The following is a 15,218-nucleotide window of genomic DNA, read 5'->3' as shown; positions in this document are numbered from 1 at the left end:
GAAGCCCCAAAAGAGTGCCATGCCGTTCATGGCATGAGTGCTGACCTGTGGCGAGGGGATTTATCCCCGTTCGGCTGCGAAGCAGTCGTAAAACCATTGCCTGCGGTATGTCTGATAAACAGCGGCTGCCGGTTTTGGGACCGCTACGCGATCCAACGGGGATAAATCCCCTCACCACAAAAGCCCTCGCCACAAAGGCCCGGCAAGATCAGAACTTGATGAAATGCTTGCGGTAGTGCTGCAGCTCGGCGATCGATTCGCGGATGTCGTCCAGCGCCAGGTGGGTGCTGCCCTTTTTGAAGCTGTCGCGCACGTCCGGCGCCCAGCGTGCGGCCAATTCTTTCAGCGTCGAGACGTCGAGGTTGCGGTAGTGGAAGAAGCTTTCCAGGGACTTCATGTGGGTATAAAGGAAGCGACGGTCCTGGCAGATGCTGTTGCCACAGATCGGCGACTTGCCCTTCGGCACCCATTTTTCCAGGAAGGCGATGGTTTCGGCTTCGGCTTCAGCCATGCTGATACGGCTGTCGCGCACCCGTTGCGTCAGGCCCGAGCCGCCGTGTTGACGGGTGTTCCACTCGTCCATGCCGGCGAGGATTTCGTCGCTGTGGTGGATAGCGATCACCGGACCTTCGGCCAAGGTGTTCAGGTCACTGTCGGTGACAATGGTGGCCATCTCGATGATGACGTCGGTATCAGGGTTCAGACCGGTCATTTCCAGGTCGATCCAGATCAGATTCTGCGGGTTTTGCATGTGTCAGCTCCTAGGCAATGCTGCGCAGTTTAGCCTAGGGCGGTGGCCGGGCGTGCTAAACTCGCGGCCGTTTTACCTAATCGCTGCATTCTTGATACGGAACACCCATGGCCAAACGCCAACTCAATCGTCGTCAAAACTGGCGCATCGAAAAGATTCAGGGCGAACGCGCTGCCCGCGCCGCCAAACGCGAGTCCTCGGCTGTCGAGGCACTTGAGGGTGGCGATCTGGGTCCGGAACAGACGGGCCTGGTGATCGCGCACTTCGGTGTGCAGGTCGAAGTCGAAGCCCTCGATGGCGAATTGGCCGGCCAGGTGTTCCGCTGCCACTTGCGCGCCAACCTGCCTGCGCTGGTGACCGGTGATCAGGTCGTCTGGCGTGCCGGCAACCAGGGCATCGGCGTGATCGTGGCGCAACTGCCGCGTAAAACCGAACTCTGCCGCCCGGACAGCCGTGGCCAGCTCAAGCCTGTGGCGGCCAACGTCGACATGATCGTGATTGTCTTCGCGCCACTGCCCGAGCCCCATGCCAACCTGATCGACCGTTATCTGGTTGCTGCAGAGCACGCCGGCATCCGGCCGCTGCTGTTGCTCAACAAATTCGACCTGATCGACGAGCAGAACGCCCCGGCGTTGAATGCCTTGCTGGCGGTTTACCGCACGCTGGGTTACCCGGTGCTGGAAGTTTCGGCGCACCACGGCAACGGCATGGAGCAACTGCAGGAACAGCTGGACGGACGCATCAGTGTGTTCGTCGGCCAGTCCGGTGTCGGCAAATCTTCGCTGGTCAACAGCCTGCTGCCTGAAGTCGAAGCCCGTGTCGGCCCGCTGTCCGAGTTGTCCGGCCAGGGCACTCACACCACCACCACCGCGCGGTTGTTCCACTTCCCCGGTGGCGGTGAGTTGATCGACTCCCCGGGTATCCGCGAATTCGGCCTGGGCCACGTCAGCCGCGCCGACGTCGAAGCCGGCTTCATCGAGTTCAACGACTTGATCGGCACTTGCCGCTTCCGCGACTGCAAGCACGACCGCGAGCCGGGTTGCGCCCTGCTCAAGGCCCTGGAAGAGGGTCGCGTGCAGCAACAACGGATGAACAGCTACCGCTCGATCATCGCCAGTTTGCCGGAAACCAGCTACTAAACAGACGTGCCAGCCGCCCCGACATTGATGGGACGGCTGGCCGCTTGTAACAACCTACAAAACAACCCACCAATTTAAACGTCAGACATTTCTGTAAGGCACCCGCACGCCTGTTTGAAGGGCATTTCTCTTTAACCGTGAAGCCCTTGTTTCAGCCCTTCAACTGCATACATTCAAGCCCTCTCCGCACATTGGCGATACCGAGGGACACTCATGCAAACCTATCATTTGTTCATCAGCCACTCGTGGAACTACTCAGACGCCCACGACAATCTGGTCCGCCTGCTCAACGCGAAGCCCGACTTCACGTTCAAGAATTTTTCGGTGCCACCGGACAACCCGATCATCGGCGCGAAAACGGACAAACAACTTGAAGAAGCCATCGAAAACAAGATTCGGCTCTGCTCGGCAGTGCTGATCATGGCGGGGATGTATTCGACCTACAGCAAGTGGATCAACAAGGAAATCGAGATCGCCAAGCGCATGAACAAGGTGATTATTGCGGTCAAGCCGTTTGGTGCGGAGCGGATTTCCACGGTGGTACGCCGGGCGGCGCACGCGGAGTGTGCGTGGAACACCAACAGCATCATCAGTGCCATTCGCACTCACGCGGCGGGTTGAACCATGCGCAAGGGACTGTTCATCGGCATTAATAACTACAGCCATGTTTCGCAATTGAGTGGTTGTAACAACGACGCGATGGCCATGGCTTCGGTGCTGAAAACCGACGCCAATGGCGATCCGAATTTCAAGAACCTGGTCCTGACCTCCGCCGAAGATTATCTGAGCCGTGAAAAGCTCGAAGGGCATATCCAGGATTTGTTTTCAGGCGATTGCAGCGTTGCTCTGCTGTACTTCGCTGGTCACGGCAACTTCGACGTCGATACGGACGAAGGCATGCTGATCCCTCAGGACTACAAATCCGCCAAGGATGGAATTCGCATCAGCGACATCCTGAATTGGGCGACCAAAGCCGTAAAAATCAAAAATAAAGTGATTATTCTCGACTGCTGCCAGGCGGGCTCGGCGGGCGAAGTGCGGGCGCTACGCAGCGAAAGCAGCATGGTGTGCGAGGGCATGACCATCCTCACCGCGTGCAAAAAGGAAGAGCCGGCGATGGAAGGCGCCAACCACGGCGTCTTCACTGGGCTGTTGCTGCAAGCATTGCACGGCGGCGCCGCGAACATATTGGGAAAGATTACCCCCGGCAGCCTCTATTCATTTGTCGACAACGCTCTCGACGCGTGGGAACAGCGCCCGGTGTTCAAGACCAATGTGTCGCAGTTCATTTCTTTGCGAGAAGTCTCGCCGCTGATCCCCAAAGAGATTCTGCGCAAACTGCCCGATTGGTTCGCCGAAGCCGAATCAATGTTCGCGCTCGACCCCAGCTACGAACCTACCGAAGCCACGTTCGACCCAGAGCACGGCGAAGTCTTCTCCCAACTGCAAAAGTGCAACCGCCACAGCCTGATCGAACCGGTGGACGCCGAACACATGTACTACGCCGCCATCAACTCCACCGGTTGCCGCCTCACAGCGCTCGGCGCCTATTACCGCGAACTCGCCCTCAAAGGACATTTCTGATGCCCGTATTCATCAGCTACCGCCATAGCGATCGGCCCCACGCCATCGCCATCAGCACCCGTCTGATTCAGGCCAACATCAAGACCTACTTCGACGTGCTGGATCCGGAATCACAGACCACTGACGACATCACCGGGGTCATCACCCGCAACATCACCGCGAGCACGCATCTGATAGCGGTGGTCTCGGACAAGACCGCGCTATCGTGGTGGGTGCCGTTCGAAATCGGTGAAGCGACCATCAGTAACCGACGGATATGCTCATTCAAGACAGAACCGGTGGAACTGCCGCTCTACCTCGATAAATGGCCAAAGCTCAGCACCGACAAGGATCTGGAGTTTTTCATTGATGCCTATCGTGAAGAAGTGGCGACCAAGCGTTCAATGACGCTGGATTCAATCAACGAATCCCTTTACGGCACCTACAGACGCAATGCCGAGCTGTTCCACGACCAGCTCAAGAACCGCATCCGACGCGGTTTCTGACAGGCGCAAAAAAGCCGCGATGATCGCGGCTTTTTTGTGGGTCACTGCTTTGGTGGCTCACCCGGTTTCGGTGCCGGGTTATCGAACAGGTTCAAGCGTTCCCGAAGCTCATGCGCCGGCAACGGTTCTTTATCCGCCGGCAACGCGTTGGGGTCCGCTGGCGTGGCAGGCACTTCGCCCGGGCCGCCCTGCCCTTGCGCTGGCTCTGGAGCCGGCTCCGCACCTTGCGAACCTTCGATGGCACGCTGGGCTTTCTTGGTCAGCACCACGATGTCGATTCGACGGTTGACCGGATTGAACGGCTTCTCGCGATCGAACAACGCCGACGAGGCATAACCGACGACCCGCGCCACCTGCGTATCCGGATAGCTGCCGGCGACCAGCGCACGACGTGCCGCGTTGGCACGGTTGGCCGAGAGTTCCCAGTTGCCGAAATCACCCGTGCCCGAATACGGCTTGGCATCGGTGTGGCCGCTGATGCTGATCTTGTTCGGCACCGCTTTGATGGTGTCGGCCATGGCCAGCAGGATGTCTTCGAAGTACGGCTTCAGACGGGCACTGCCGGAGTCGAACATCGGCCGGTTTTCGGCGTCCACGATCTGGATGCGCAAACCGTCCGGCGTGATCTCGAACAGGATCTGGTCTTTGAATTTCTTGAGTTGCGGGTTCTCTTCGACCTTGTTCTGCAGTTCTTGCAGCAACAGCTCGAGACGTTCCTTCTCGACCTGCTCGGCCATGCCTTCAACCTGCTCGGCGTCGACGGTCACCTTGTCGGGCTGCGGCTGGGATTTCACCTCGGGGTTGAGGGTGTTCTCCGGCGCCAGGGTCGGTGAGCCGCCCAGGTCGATGATGTATGGCGTGCCGCTTTCGGAAAAGCCGACCGGGTCTTTGAAGTAACCGGCGATGGCGATCTTCTGTTCAGGTGTTGCGGTGGACAGCAGCCACAGCACCAGGAAGAACGCCATCATCGCCGTCGCGAAGTCCGCGAAGGCGATTTTCCAGGCGCCCCCGTGATGCCCGCCGGCGATGCGCTTGACGCGCTTGATGATTATCGGCTGGTTATTTTCCATGCTTAACGACCGCGAACCGCTTGTTCCAGCTCAGCAAAGCTAGGACGGTGCGCCGGATACAGAACCTTGCGACCGAACTCTACCGCCAGCGATGGCGGCATGCCGGAAGCGGAAGCGACCAGCGAGGCCTTGATGGCTTCGTAGACGTTGAGTTCTTCCTTGGCATCGTGGGCCAGGGAATGGGCCAGCGGACCGAAGAAACCGTACGCGGCGAGAATACCGAAGAAGGTACCGACGAGGGCCGCACCCACGTGCAGGCCGATGGATTTCTGATCGCCTTCACCCAAGGAAGCCATGGTTACCACGATACCGAGTACCGCCGCGACGATACCGAAACCAGGCATGGCGTCGGCAATACCGTTCACCGCGTGGGATGGATGCTCGAGGTCTTCCTTGAGGCTGTAAAGCTCCATGTCGAACAGGCCTTCAAGTTCATGGGGAGCCATGTTGCCGGAGGACATGATGCGCAGGTAATCACAAATGAACGCGGTCATGCGTTCGTCTTTGAGCACGGCCGGGTACTTGGCGAAGATCGGGCTCGCAGCGGCGTCTTCGATGTCACCTTCGATGGCCATCATGCCTTCGCGGCGGCTCTTGTTGAGGATCTCGTAGATCAGGCCCAGCACTTCCAGATAGAACGTGTGGTTGAAACGCGAACTGAACATGCCCAAGGACTTCTTGAGCACGTGCATGGTCATGTGACCAGGGTTGGCCTGCAGGAATGCACCAAGGGCCGCACCACCAATAATCATCACCTCGAAGGGCTGAATCAGGGCGGCAATTTTGCCGTGGGAGAGCACGTATCCGCCGAGCACGCTCGCGAATACGACGATGATGCCGATTAATTTAGCCATAGGTAGGAGAGCACTTACTGAGTCGGGTTCAAGGTCATATTCGGAAGTTAAAAAATCTCTTCTTCTACTTATCGGCAAAACTGCGCCAGACTATAGCCAGTTCAGGCGAAAAGCCAATTTGGCCCGCTCCGGGCATAGGTAATGCAGACGATGATCGCGTCCAACCATGGCTAACGAAACGAACGTTCCAACTCCAAAACCAACCACTCTCGAAGGCTGGGTCAAGCTTCTCGATGGCGTGCGCCTGCCGGTTCCGCAAGCCAGTCATGACCGTGTATGCAAAGCCATCGCCAACAGCCGCAGCTCCCTGCGCGATATCGCCGAACTGATACAGGACAGCCCCGCGTTGGCCTTGAGCGTGATTCGCGAAGCCAATCGCCACACCCATGGCAGCATGACCGAGCCTGCGGAAAACCTTGAGGTAGCGATCAATCGCCTCGGTTTGAAGCGCACCGAAGAACTGCTCGCCCGCCTGCCCGCCGAACCTCAGTCCGACATCCCGGTTGCCCTGCGTCAGCTGCAACTGATCAGCCAGCACGCGACCCAACAGGCCAACGGTTTTTTCGCCAGTCGCCTGGCCCGGCTGTGGCAAGACATCCACTGGGGCAGCCTGCTGTTTCTCTCGCCGCTCTGGCCCATGGCGTTGACCCATCCGCAGTTGCTCGAAGAGTGGGAGCTGCGGGTCATCCACAAAGGCGAGTCGGCGCACAAAGTTGAAAAGCAATTGTTCGGCGCACGCCTGCTGGATATCTGCCTGGCGCTCGTGGACATCTGGCGCCTGCCGATCTGGGTGCAGCAGGGTTATCGGCTGCTGCTCAACGAGCAGCGTGAGCTGGTGAAAGTGCTGCGCATTGCCCGCGACAGCGATCATCCATTACGCCAGCAGAACCGCCTCGATGACGATCCGACCCTGCGCCGCTGGCTCAATCAACCGGCCAATACGGTGCTGCTGGCCAATGGTCTGGCGCTGTCGGCACAACAGGCCTGGGACAGTCCGCACAGTGAACGCTGGCAGTACCTGACCAGTCTTTACCTGCAAATGCCGATGGACGAAGTGCAGCAGCAGTTGCACCAACAGGCCGCCAACAGCGCCCGCCATCACGCCATGCCGGACCTTTGGCACCCGGCCGTGTCGCTGATCTGGCCGTGGGGCATGAACCGTGTCCATGCCGGTTTGCTGCCAGCCCCGGCACCGACTGCCGAAGACCTGGCGAAGTGGCGCAGGCAGTGTGCCGAGTTGCTGGTCGAGCCCAGTCGCTTCACCAATGCCATGCACTTGACCACCTCTGCCCGGGACGCGTTGGTCGCGTGCGGCATGCGTCGGGTGATGATCCTGATGGCCGACCGCACTCACGACAATCTGCGGGTGCACCAGACGGCCGGATTGCCAAAAGAAGTGGCCGGCCTGAACTTCGCCGTCAGCCAGAGCACCGTGCTGCAACGCCTGCTCTCGCAGCAGGCCCAGGTGCGACTGACACCAGACAACACTGCGCAATTCTCGGCCCTGTTGCCGGCCAGCCTGCGCTCACAGTTCGGCGGCGAACACTTGCTGCTGCGTTCACTGGTCAATAATGGTCGGGTGATCATGATTGTGGTGGCGGATCAGGGCGGCGGACCGTTCTCGGAAATCACCGTGCAAGCCTTTGGCAAAACCGCGCAGTGCATCGAGAAAGCGCTGCACAGCTTTAGCCACCGCTAGGACCTGATGCCGGTGTAGCAGCTGTCGAGCCTGCGAGGCTGCGTTCGGTTCGGGCCGCGTTCGGACGCAGCAGTCGTGAATCCGGCTGATGCGGTTTGCCTGACGTACCGCAAGTTATGGTTTTACGACTGCTGCGTCCGAACGCGGCCCGAACCGAACGCAGCCTCGCAAGCTCGACAGCTGCTACGGCCCGGCATTAACCGCCAGGGCCCGTCATCCGTTATTTCCCGTGCCGAAATAACTGATAACAGGCCCTCATGACGCTGCGCTACAATCCTCCCCCTTTGTGCTCTGGAGACCTCACATGTCTGACTTCTCTGGCTTGCCGCTGGTCATCGAGCCGAGCGACTTGCTCCCGCGTCTCGACGCCCGCGAACTGATTCTGGTGGACCTGACCAGCAGCGCCCGTTATGCCGAAGGGCATCTCCCCGGTGCGCGTTTTGTCGATCCGAAACGCACGCAACTCGGTCACGCTCCTGCGCCGGGACTGATGCCGCCGCAAGCGGCACTCGAAGCGTTGTTCGGCGAACTGGGTCATAACAAGGACGCGGTCTACGTGGTCTATGACGACGAAGGCGGCGGTTGGGCCGGGCGCTTTATCTGGCTTCTGGATGTCATCGGCCACAGCAACTACCACTATGTCGACGGCGGCCTGAAGGCCTGGCTGGCAGAAGGCTTGCCCATGTCGATCCAGATCCCGGCAGCGGTCGGCGGCCCGGTCGCCCTGACCCTGCACGACGAACCCACCGCCACCCGCGAGTACCTGCAAAGCCGACTCGGTGCCGCCGACCTGGCGATCTGGGACGCGCGCGGGCCGCTGGAGTATTCCGGCGAGAAAGTCCTGGCGGCCAAGGCCGGGCACATTCCCGGCGCGGTCAATTTCGAATGGACCGCGGGCATGGATCAGGCGCGCAACCTGCGTATCCGCACCGACATGCCGCAGATCCTGGAAAAACTCGGGATCAGCAAAGACAAAGAAGTGATTACCCACTGCCAGACTCACCACCGTTCTGGTTTCACCTATCTGGTGGCTAAATCCCTCGGTTATCCGCGGGTCAAAGGCTACGCCGGTTCCTGGGGCGAATGGGGTAACCATCCCGATACGCCCGTAGAGATTTAAGGTTTTTAAGGACAGTTAATGAATAAGCGTTTGTTTATCCTCAGCCAATACTTGCTGCCTCATCACCTGCTGTCGCGACTGGCCGGCTGCATTGCCGAATGCCGCGTGCGCTGGTTCAAAAATGCCCTCACCGCCTGGTTCGCCAAGCGTTATCAGGTGGACATGTCGCAGGCGCTGGTCGAAGACCTGACGGCCTACGAGCACTTCAATGCGTTCTTCACTCGCGTCTTGAAGGACGGCGCTCGCCCGCTGGACGAGATGCCAGGCGCGATCCTCAGCCCGGCCGACGGTGCGGTCAGCCAACTCGGCCCGATCGAACACGGTCGTGTGTTCCAGGCCAAGGGCCACAGCTTCAGCGTGCTGGAATTGCTGGGCGGCGATGCGGCCAACGCAGCGCCGTTCATGGGCGGTGATTTCGCGACTATTTATCTGTCGCCGAAGGACTACCACCGCGTGCACATGCCGCTGGCCGGCACCCTGCGCGAGATGGTCTACATCCCGGGCCGGATCTTCTCGGTCAACCAGACCACCGCCGAAAACGTTCCGGAACTGTTCGCCCGCAACGAACGTGTGGCGTGCATTTTCGACACCGAGCGCGGGCCGATGGCCGTGGTGTTGGTGGGCGCGATGATCGTTGCGTCGATCGAAACCGTTTGGGCCGGGTTGGTCACGCCGCCAAAACGCGAGCTGAAAACCTTCCGCTACGACGAAGCTGCCCGTGCGCCGATCCATTTGGAGAAAGGTGCAGAACTAGGTCGGTTCAAACTGGGTTCGACCGCTGTCGTGCTGTTCGGGCCTGATCAAGTGAAGTGGGCTGAAGAGCTGGCGGCCGGTTCGCCGGTGCAGATGGGCCAGGGCATGGGCCTGCCAAAAGCCTGATCCCTGATCCGAACCCCGCGAACGTCTTCGCGGGGTCGGACATTTCGGTGGTGCCGTTACTCTATCTGTCCACGGAAGCCGATAGGCCCTTCGTTGGCGTAGGTATTGGTGCCACTGAGGTTTTTCCCTCCGTCACTGGAGGTCACGCTCAACGCCACAACGTTCTGATTGTCCCGGCCTCCGATGACCCATTTGCCACCCGGATGCCACGGGGCATCATTGCCGCCCCACTGATTTTCAACGTTGTACTGGTTCTGGCCCGTGCGCTGAGCCTTGAAGCCAATGGGACCTTCACCCGCATAAGTCATCGTGCCGGTGAAACTCTTCCCGCCATCGCCCGATTTGATCTCGATCGCGACAACGTTCTGGTTGTCCCGCGCGCCTAACGTCCAGTCTCCGCCCGGATGCCAGGGTGCCGAACTACCGCCCCATTGATTTGCTACTACGTATCTAGACATAAACTTCATCTCCTTGAAGTTACAAAGAGACCTGCCCTGCGTAGGCAGCAGGCCGTACGACTGTGCGTATCCAGTCGCACGAGTGTCAGATTAGTAGTACGCCCGGATGGCACTCGACAGACAGACAAACGGTAAAAATCCATAGCTGCTACAGTCAGGTTATTCACTGCCCATTTACCGGTTGGAGTTTTTCCACGGCATGGATGAGACCAGTCTCCACCTGTTGCTACGCGCCCCGATCCCGACGCAGTTGCACCTGTCGTTTTGTGAAGCCACCCCGCGTGATCTCAAGCGCTGGATCGCCAACCTGCCCAAAGCCAATATTGGCGAAACCGCTCGCCAGCTGTATCAAGGCCTGAGCGAACTCAACCAGCTGCTCACGCCCAGCGACAATCGCCTGCAATTGCTCGAACTGCTGCGGCCCGAGGTGTATTACGTCTGCAAACACCTTGAGCAGCATTTCCTGCATCAGTCGATTGCCCTCGACGAGCGCTCGCGCAAGATCGCCAACCTCTGTCAGGCGCTGCAAAGTCACTTGGCCATTGGTTATAAACAGATCGTCGTGCGCATCACACCAACGTTCAGTAAGGACCGTGCGCCGCTGCTGACCCAGGCGCTGCAACGGGCGATCCATTGCCTGAACGGGCCGCTGATTCGCTCGACCAAACTCTATTGCCCGGTGCCGGAAGGCCTGTGGCTGGAGCTGCATCAGCTCTACCGGATCGCCTGTGCGCACCGACTCCAGCAATTGAGCCTGCGCGATGAGCTGGCCAGCCAGACGCAAACCCTGAGCATCGAACAGACGTACGTGGTCGCCTTGCTGCTAGGCGCCTCACGCTGCAACCAACTGCGCCAGCACCAGATTGCCCGGGTGGCCGAGGTGCTGGAGCCCTGGAGCCAATGGATCAAGCTGCAACCCGGCAAACTGGCCACCGGGCTGTTTGCTGTCGCGCAAGACCTCGACACCGGGCCGCGTTACCGCACCAAGTTCCGGGTCGAGCAGCAGGAGAGTTTGCTGGGGATCGATCCGCAGCTTCTGGTTGCGGCCATCGAAGGGTATTTGCAAAAAACCGACAGCTCATCGCCACTGCCCGTGCCGGCAGGGTTAAGCCTGGACACGTTGCAACATCTTCATGCCGCCTGGGGCCAGACTGCCGAGCGCAGCTTCCAGCGCACCGTTGGCCAAGGCACGTTGACCCTGTGCGTGGGCATGAGCGCACTGCATTTTTATCTGGGTGGGCAACGCTCATTTAGCGACATCCTGAAAACCCACGGCGCCCGGCCTGCACAGTTTTCGGTAACGCCTGTGACCGGCCGGGAGAAGGACCAATGGCACCAGGCCCTCGATGCCGCCCCCTATGGCAATGCGGATACTCTGCTGCCCTACGAAGAGATCGAATATCCGCAGCTTCAGAATGACGACAGCCACGAAGCATCCGACCGCAATCAACATTTCCCGACCCATGTCCTGTCAGTGATCAATCACAGCCCCGGCGGTTACTGCCTGGCCTGGCCCGGCGCAGTGCCTGCCGAATTACAGGCAGGAGAGATGGTTGGCATCGAGGACGCTGCCGGTCAGGGTTGGAGCATCGCGGTGGTGCGCTGGATCCGCCAGGTGCGCGGCGGTGGCACGCAGATGGGCATCGAGCAGGTTGCACCCTTCGCCGAGCCTTGCGGCCTGCAACTGGTGCGCACCCGTGATGACCACAGCCAATACCTGCGCGGTCTGTTGCTGCCGCAAATCAGTGCCATCGACCAGCCGGCCACTTTGCTCGCGCCGCGCCTGCCCTTTCAGGAGGGCAACAAGGTCATGATCAATTCCCACGGAGAGGAACGCCCGGTCGGGCTGGAGCGGCGGGTGGCGAGTACCAACAGTTTCAATCAGTTCGCCTACCGTCCACTGGAGGTAACCAAAAACGACAACGCCGCGGTGGGCGGCGCTGAGGAAGATTTTGATTCGTTGTGGAAGTCGCTTTGAGGGTGAATCTGTAAGACCGCGGCATAGCCCTTCGCGAGCAGGCTCGCTCCCACATTGATCGTGTTACAGACACAGATCAAATGTGGGAGCGAGCCTGCTCGCGAAGGGGCCCTGTCACTCAATACAAGATTCAGAGTTGCCCGTCGCGATCCCGGAAGCCCAGCAGATACAGCACGCCATCCAGCCCCAAGGTAGAAATCGCCTGCTTCGCCGACTGTTTCACCAGCGGCTTGGCGCGGAACGCCACGCCCAACCCGGCAATCGCCAGCATCGGCAAATCGTTGGCACCGTCGCCAACCGCAATAGTCTGCTCCAGACGCAAACCTTCCTTGTGCGCCAGTTCCTTCAGCAGATCCGCCTTGCGCTGCGCATCGACAATCGGCTCGACCGCCACGCCAGTCACTTTGCCGTCTACTACTTCCAGTTCGTTGGCGAACACGTAGTCGATGCCCAACTTGGCCTGCAATTGCTTGGCGAAGTAGGTAAAGCCGCCCGACAGGATGGCGGTTTTGTAGCCCAGACGCTTGAGTTCGGCGAACAGGGTTTCGGCACCTTCGGTCAGACGCAGGGAGGCGCCGATGGAATCCAGCACGCTGACATCCAACCCTTTCAACAAGGCCAGGCGCTCCTTGAAGCTGGCGCGGAAGTCCAACTCGCCGGCCATCGCCCGCTCGGTAATCGCAGACACCTGATCGCCCACGCCGGCAGCCTTGGCCAGTTCGTCGATGACTTCGGCTTCGATCAGCGTCGAGTCCATGTCGAACACCGCCAGGCGACGGTTACGACGGAACAGCGAATCTTCCTGGAAGGCGATGTCGACGTTCAGCTCTTGCGCGACGCTGAGGAATTCGGCCCGCAGCGCTTGCGGATCAGCCGCTTCACCACGAACGGAAAACTCGATGCAGCCCTTGCCCTGATCGGCTGGGGTGTCCAGCGGCATGCGCCCGGACAGACGATCGATATGGTCGATGTTCAGGCCATATTTGGCGGTGATCGAACTCACGGCCTGCAATTGCCCGGCGGTCACTTTGCGGGTCAGCAGGGTCACGATGTGGCGTTTCTTGCCCTGATTACCAACCCACTGTTGGTAATCCTCTTCGGACACCGGCGTGAAACGCACCTGCTGGTCGAGCTTGTACGCCGTGAACAGGATGTCCTTGAGCACCGACTTGCCTTGCTCGGTGTCAGGAATTTCAACCAGGATGCCGAACGACAAGGTGTCGTGGATCACCGCCTGACCAATGTCGAGAATGTTCACACCACCCTGGGCCAGAACGCCGGTAATGGCCGCAGTCAGACCCGGACGGTCGACTCCCGTGATGTTTATCAGGACGATTTCGCGCAAGGCGCACCCCCGCAGGTGGAAAAAAACCGCATTCTACCCACTTTCAGTGACCATCGGGCACCGTGAGCGCTTTGACGGTCTAGGGCCTGTCGCTATACTGCGCGTCAACTTCACGGACAAAAGAGCCGAGCTCAAGTGAACCGGCCCACGCCAGTAAAAACCGATAACTTCTTTCTGCTGATCTTCCGTGCACTGCGCCACCGCCGTGTACCGATTGCATTGCGCATCGCCAGCCATAACGTGATCCTGGTCGCTCTGGCCCTGGTGATCTATGCCTGCGTGATGGGTTTGCAGTTCAAGCAGGCCATGCACGAGCAGGCGGATGCCCTGGGCGAAAGCCTGACCACCCAGACTGCCACGTCCGCCACGGAGCTGTTGGTGTCCAACGACATCCTCAGCCTCAACGTGCTGCTCAACAACCTGACCAAAAACAAGCTGGTGGCTCATGCTGCCATCTACAGCGTGGATAACCGCATCCTCGCCGAAGCCGGTCAGCGCCCCAAGCACAGCCTGCTGGGCGAAGCCGAGGGCATGTACCAGAGCAAAATCACTTTCCAGGACGTGACCGCCGGGCAACTGCGCATCAGCCTGGACATGGATCAGTTCCAGCAGCCGATGACCATCAGCCTGCAAAGCATGGGCATTTTGAGTGCGATTCTGCTGGCGCTGTCCCTGGCCTTGAGCCTGCGCCTGGGTCGGCACATCTCCACGCCGTTGCTGCAATTGCGGGTATGGCTGCGCCATATCGACGAATACACCCCGGCCACCGAGCGTCAGGATGAGATCGGTGACCTGGCTCGCCAGCTGCACGCCAACTTCGCGCCAGAGCCCGCCGAGCCGGAACCTGCTCCCGAGCCTGAGTACGACGAAAGCGACTACGAAGACGCGGACGATAACGAGCCAACCTTCGAAGTGCGCAATTTGCGTGACCCGAGTTTCGATGAAACCAAGCCTGTGGCCGGCCTCAAACCTGCACCGCGGCACATTGTCAGCACCGTTGAAGACGATGACGACGATGAAGATCCGTTTGCCGACCTGCGCGATGAATCAGCGTCGACCGCGCCGAAACCTGTAGCAAAACCGCAAGTATCGAACGTGCCGCAGCACAGCGCGGTGCTGGCCGTGCAACTGGGCGCTCAGGATCAGCTGCGTCGTCTGCCCCGCACACGCCTGGAAGAATTGCTCAAACGCTATCGCGACTGCCTCGATCAGGCCGCCTCGCTCTACCAGAGCGAACTGCACACCCTGAACGATGGCAGCACGCTGATGCTGTTCCACACTGAAGACAGCGGCGACGACTACCTGACCAACGCCATCTGCTGCGGTGAATTGTTGCGAGCCTTGGGCCATCAGTTACAGATCGAAGTCGCTGACAGCGGCATCACCCTGCAATTGCAGTTGGGCCTGACACTGGGTGACGAGCTGTTCGGCCTGAGCCAGATTGATCTGCTACTGACCGAAACGGCTCAAGATGCACTGGCCCTGTCGCAACACAGCCGCAACCTGCTGCTGGTGGAGCGCAAGATCGGTGACGACGCGCTGATCCGCCAGCGCGCACGGATCCGACCGATCGCAAGCCCGGAAGGCGCTTGTTGCGTAGAGCGACTGATGGAGCCCTATCCGTCGATGCTCGAGCGGCAACTGGCGCGGATGCATGAGCGCCGGGCCTAAACGCTAGTCCCGCAATAACGCAGCCCGCAGATGATCACTCGTCTGCGGGCTTTTTGTTGCCTGTCCCGACGCCTTCGCGAGCAGGCTCGCTCCCACAGGAGATCTCCGCTACCCACAACCCCCATGTGGGAGCGAGCCTGCTCGCGAAGAGGCCAGGACAGACAACAGAGATCTCCAACCTGCAG

The 15,218-nt window shown here is 59.8% G+C and carries 14 protein-coding genes; 9 read left to right on the top strand and 5 right to left on the bottom strand.

Annotated features, from left to right (window positions below; translation table 11 throughout):
* Positions 1-208: 208 nt before the first annotated feature.
* Positions 209-751, bottom strand: a complete 543-nt coding sequence (gene orn, locus ACYZTW_RS03480; RefSeq protein WP_008035288.1) for an oligoribonuclease — start codon at positions 749-751, stop codon at positions 209-211.
* A 107-nt stretch (positions 752-858) separates the two neighbouring features.
* Between orn and rsgA the strand changes: the two genes are divergently transcribed.
* From rsgA to ACYZTW_RS03460, 4 genes are all read left to right on the top strand, one after another.
* Positions 859-1,890: a small ribosomal subunit biogenesis GTPase RsgA gene (gene rsgA / locus ACYZTW_RS03475; protein ID WP_046028394.1), complete on the top strand. Its 1,032-nt coding sequence runs from the start codon at positions 859-861 to the stop codon at positions 1,888-1,890.
* A gap of 213 nt (positions 1,891-2,103) precedes the next feature.
* On the top strand, positions 2,104-2,511 hold the full coding sequence (locus ACYZTW_RS03470; protein WP_123721499.1) for a TIR domain-containing protein: 408 nt from the start codon (positions 2,104-2,106) through the stop codon (positions 2,509-2,511).
* Positions 2,512-2,514: 3 nt separating this feature from the next.
* On the top strand, positions 2,515-3,474 hold the full coding sequence (locus ACYZTW_RS03465) for a caspase family protein (RefSeq protein WP_462003745.1): 960 nt from the start codon (positions 2,515-2,517) through the stop codon (positions 3,472-3,474).
* Complete coding sequence (locus ACYZTW_RS03460) at positions 3,474-3,959, top strand: toll/interleukin-1 receptor domain-containing protein (RefSeq protein WP_462003744.1); 486 nt, start codon at positions 3,474-3,476, stop codon at positions 3,957-3,959. Before ACYZTW_RS03465 ends, ACYZTW_RS03460 begins: the two co-directional genes overlap by 1 nt.
* Before the next feature lie 41 nt (positions 3,960-4,000).
* On the opposite strand, the gene motB is transcribed toward ACYZTW_RS03460, so the two are convergent.
* Both motB and motA read right to left on the bottom strand, forming a co-directional pair.
* Complete coding sequence (gene motB / locus ACYZTW_RS03455; RefSeq protein WP_462003743.1) at positions 4,001-5,029, bottom strand: flagellar motor protein MotB; 1,029 nt, start codon at positions 5,027-5,029, stop codon at positions 4,001-4,003.
* A 2-nt stretch (positions 5,030-5,031) separates the two neighbouring features.
* Positions 5,032-5,883: a flagellar motor stator protein MotA gene (gene motA / locus ACYZTW_RS03450; RefSeq protein WP_462003742.1), complete on the bottom strand. Its 852-nt coding sequence runs from the start codon at positions 5,881-5,883 to the stop codon at positions 5,032-5,034.
* Positions 5,884-6,049: 166 nt separating this feature from the next.
* On the opposite strand from motA, the gene ACYZTW_RS03445 reads away from it, so the two are divergent.
* From ACYZTW_RS03445 to asd, 3 genes are all read left to right on the top strand, one after another.
* Positions 6,050-7,582: an HDOD domain-containing protein gene (locus ACYZTW_RS03445; RefSeq protein ID WP_462003741.1), complete on the top strand. Its 1,533-nt coding sequence runs from the start codon at positions 6,050-6,052 to the stop codon at positions 7,580-7,582.
* Between the two features lie 304 nt (positions 7,583-7,886).
* Positions 7,887-8,702 carry a rhodanese-like domain-containing protein gene (locus ACYZTW_RS03440; protein ID WP_462003740.1) on the top strand — a complete coding sequence of 272 codons (816 nt, stop codon included), beginning with the start codon at positions 7,887-7,889 and terminating at the stop codon, positions 8,700-8,702.
* Positions 8,703-8,720: 18 nt separating this feature from the next.
* Positions 8,721-9,581 (top strand): archaetidylserine decarboxylase, encoded by an 861-nt coding sequence (asd, locus tag ACYZTW_RS03435; RefSeq protein WP_462003739.1) that lies wholly within the window; start codon positions 8,721-8,723, stop codon positions 9,579-9,581.
* A 56-nt stretch (positions 9,582-9,637) separates the two neighbouring features.
* Here the strand turns inward: asd and ACYZTW_RS03430 are convergent, their stop codons facing one another.
* Complete coding sequence (locus ACYZTW_RS03430; RefSeq protein WP_042932429.1) at positions 9,638-10,039, bottom strand: lectin OAA family protein; 402 nt, start codon at positions 10,037-10,039, stop codon at positions 9,638-9,640.
* Between the two features lie 199 nt (positions 10,040-10,238).
* On the opposite strand from ACYZTW_RS03430, the gene ACYZTW_RS03425 reads away from it, so the two are divergent.
* Complete coding sequence (locus tag ACYZTW_RS03425; protein ID WP_462003738.1) at positions 10,239-12,017, top strand: molecular chaperone; 1,779 nt, start codon at positions 10,239-10,241, stop codon at positions 12,015-12,017.
* Between the two features lie 130 nt (positions 12,018-12,147).
* Here ACYZTW_RS03425 and serB read toward each other — a convergent pair whose 3' ends face one another.
* Positions 12,148-13,362, bottom strand: a complete 1,215-nt coding sequence (gene serB, locus ACYZTW_RS03420; RefSeq protein ID WP_008153333.1) for a phosphoserine phosphatase SerB — start codon at positions 13,360-13,362, stop codon at positions 12,148-12,150.
* 135 nt (positions 13,363-13,497) lie between these two features.
* Between serB and ACYZTW_RS03415 the strand changes: the two genes are divergently transcribed.
* Positions 13,498-15,033 carry an AhpA/YtjB family protein gene (locus ACYZTW_RS03415; protein WP_462003737.1) on the top strand — a complete coding sequence of 512 codons (1,536 nt, stop codon included), beginning with the start codon at positions 13,498-13,500 and terminating at the stop codon, positions 15,031-15,033.
* The last annotated feature ends 185 nt before the right edge of the window (positions 15,034-15,218 follow it).

This window comes from Pseudomonas sp. LB3P25, assembly GCF_054897985.1.
The sequence above is the reverse complement of the archived record's forward strand: the minus strand, read 5'-3'. Positions and strand labels throughout refer to the sequence as shown.

Excerpts from the sequence above, each read along its gene's own strand:
- orn (WP_008035288.1), bottom strand. The coding sequence starts at position 751 with ATGCAAAACCCGCAGAATCTGATCTGGATCGACCTGGAAATGACCGGT.
- rsgA (WP_046028394.1), top strand. The coding sequence starts at position 859 with ATGGCCAAACGCCAACTCAATCGTCGTCAAAACTGGCGCATCGAAAAG.
- ACYZTW_RS03470 (WP_123721499.1), top strand. The coding sequence starts at position 2,104 with ATGCAAACCTATCATTTGTTCATCAGCCACTCGTGGAACTACTCAGAC.
- ACYZTW_RS03465 (WP_462003745.1), top strand. The coding sequence starts at position 2,515 with ATGCGCAAGGGACTGTTCATCGGCATTAATAACTACAGCCATGTTTCG.
- ACYZTW_RS03460 (WP_462003744.1), top strand. The coding sequence starts at position 3,474 with ATGCCCGTATTCATCAGCTACCGCCATAGCGATCGGCCCCACGCCATC.
- motB (WP_462003743.1), bottom strand. The coding sequence starts at position 5,029 with ATGGAAAATAACCAGCCGATAATCATCAAGCGCGTCAAGCGCATCGCC.
- motA (WP_462003742.1), bottom strand. The coding sequence starts at position 5,883 with ATGGCTAAATTAATCGGCATCATCGTCGTATTCGCGAGCGTGCTCGGC.
- ACYZTW_RS03445 (WP_462003741.1), top strand. The coding sequence starts at position 6,050 with ATGGCTAACGAAACGAACGTTCCAACTCCAAAACCAACCACTCTCGAA.
- ACYZTW_RS03440 (WP_462003740.1), top strand. The coding sequence starts at position 7,887 with ATGTCTGACTTCTCTGGCTTGCCGCTGGTCATCGAGCCGAGCGACTTG.
- asd (WP_462003739.1), top strand. The coding sequence starts at position 8,721 with ATGAATAAGCGTTTGTTTATCCTCAGCCAATACTTGCTGCCTCATCAC.
- ACYZTW_RS03430 (WP_042932429.1), bottom strand. The coding sequence starts at position 10,039 with ATGTCTAGATACGTAGTAGCAAATCAATGGGGCGGTAGTTCGGCACCC.
- ACYZTW_RS03425 (WP_462003738.1), top strand. The coding sequence starts at position 10,239 with ATGGATGAGACCAGTCTCCACCTGTTGCTACGCGCCCCGATCCCGACG.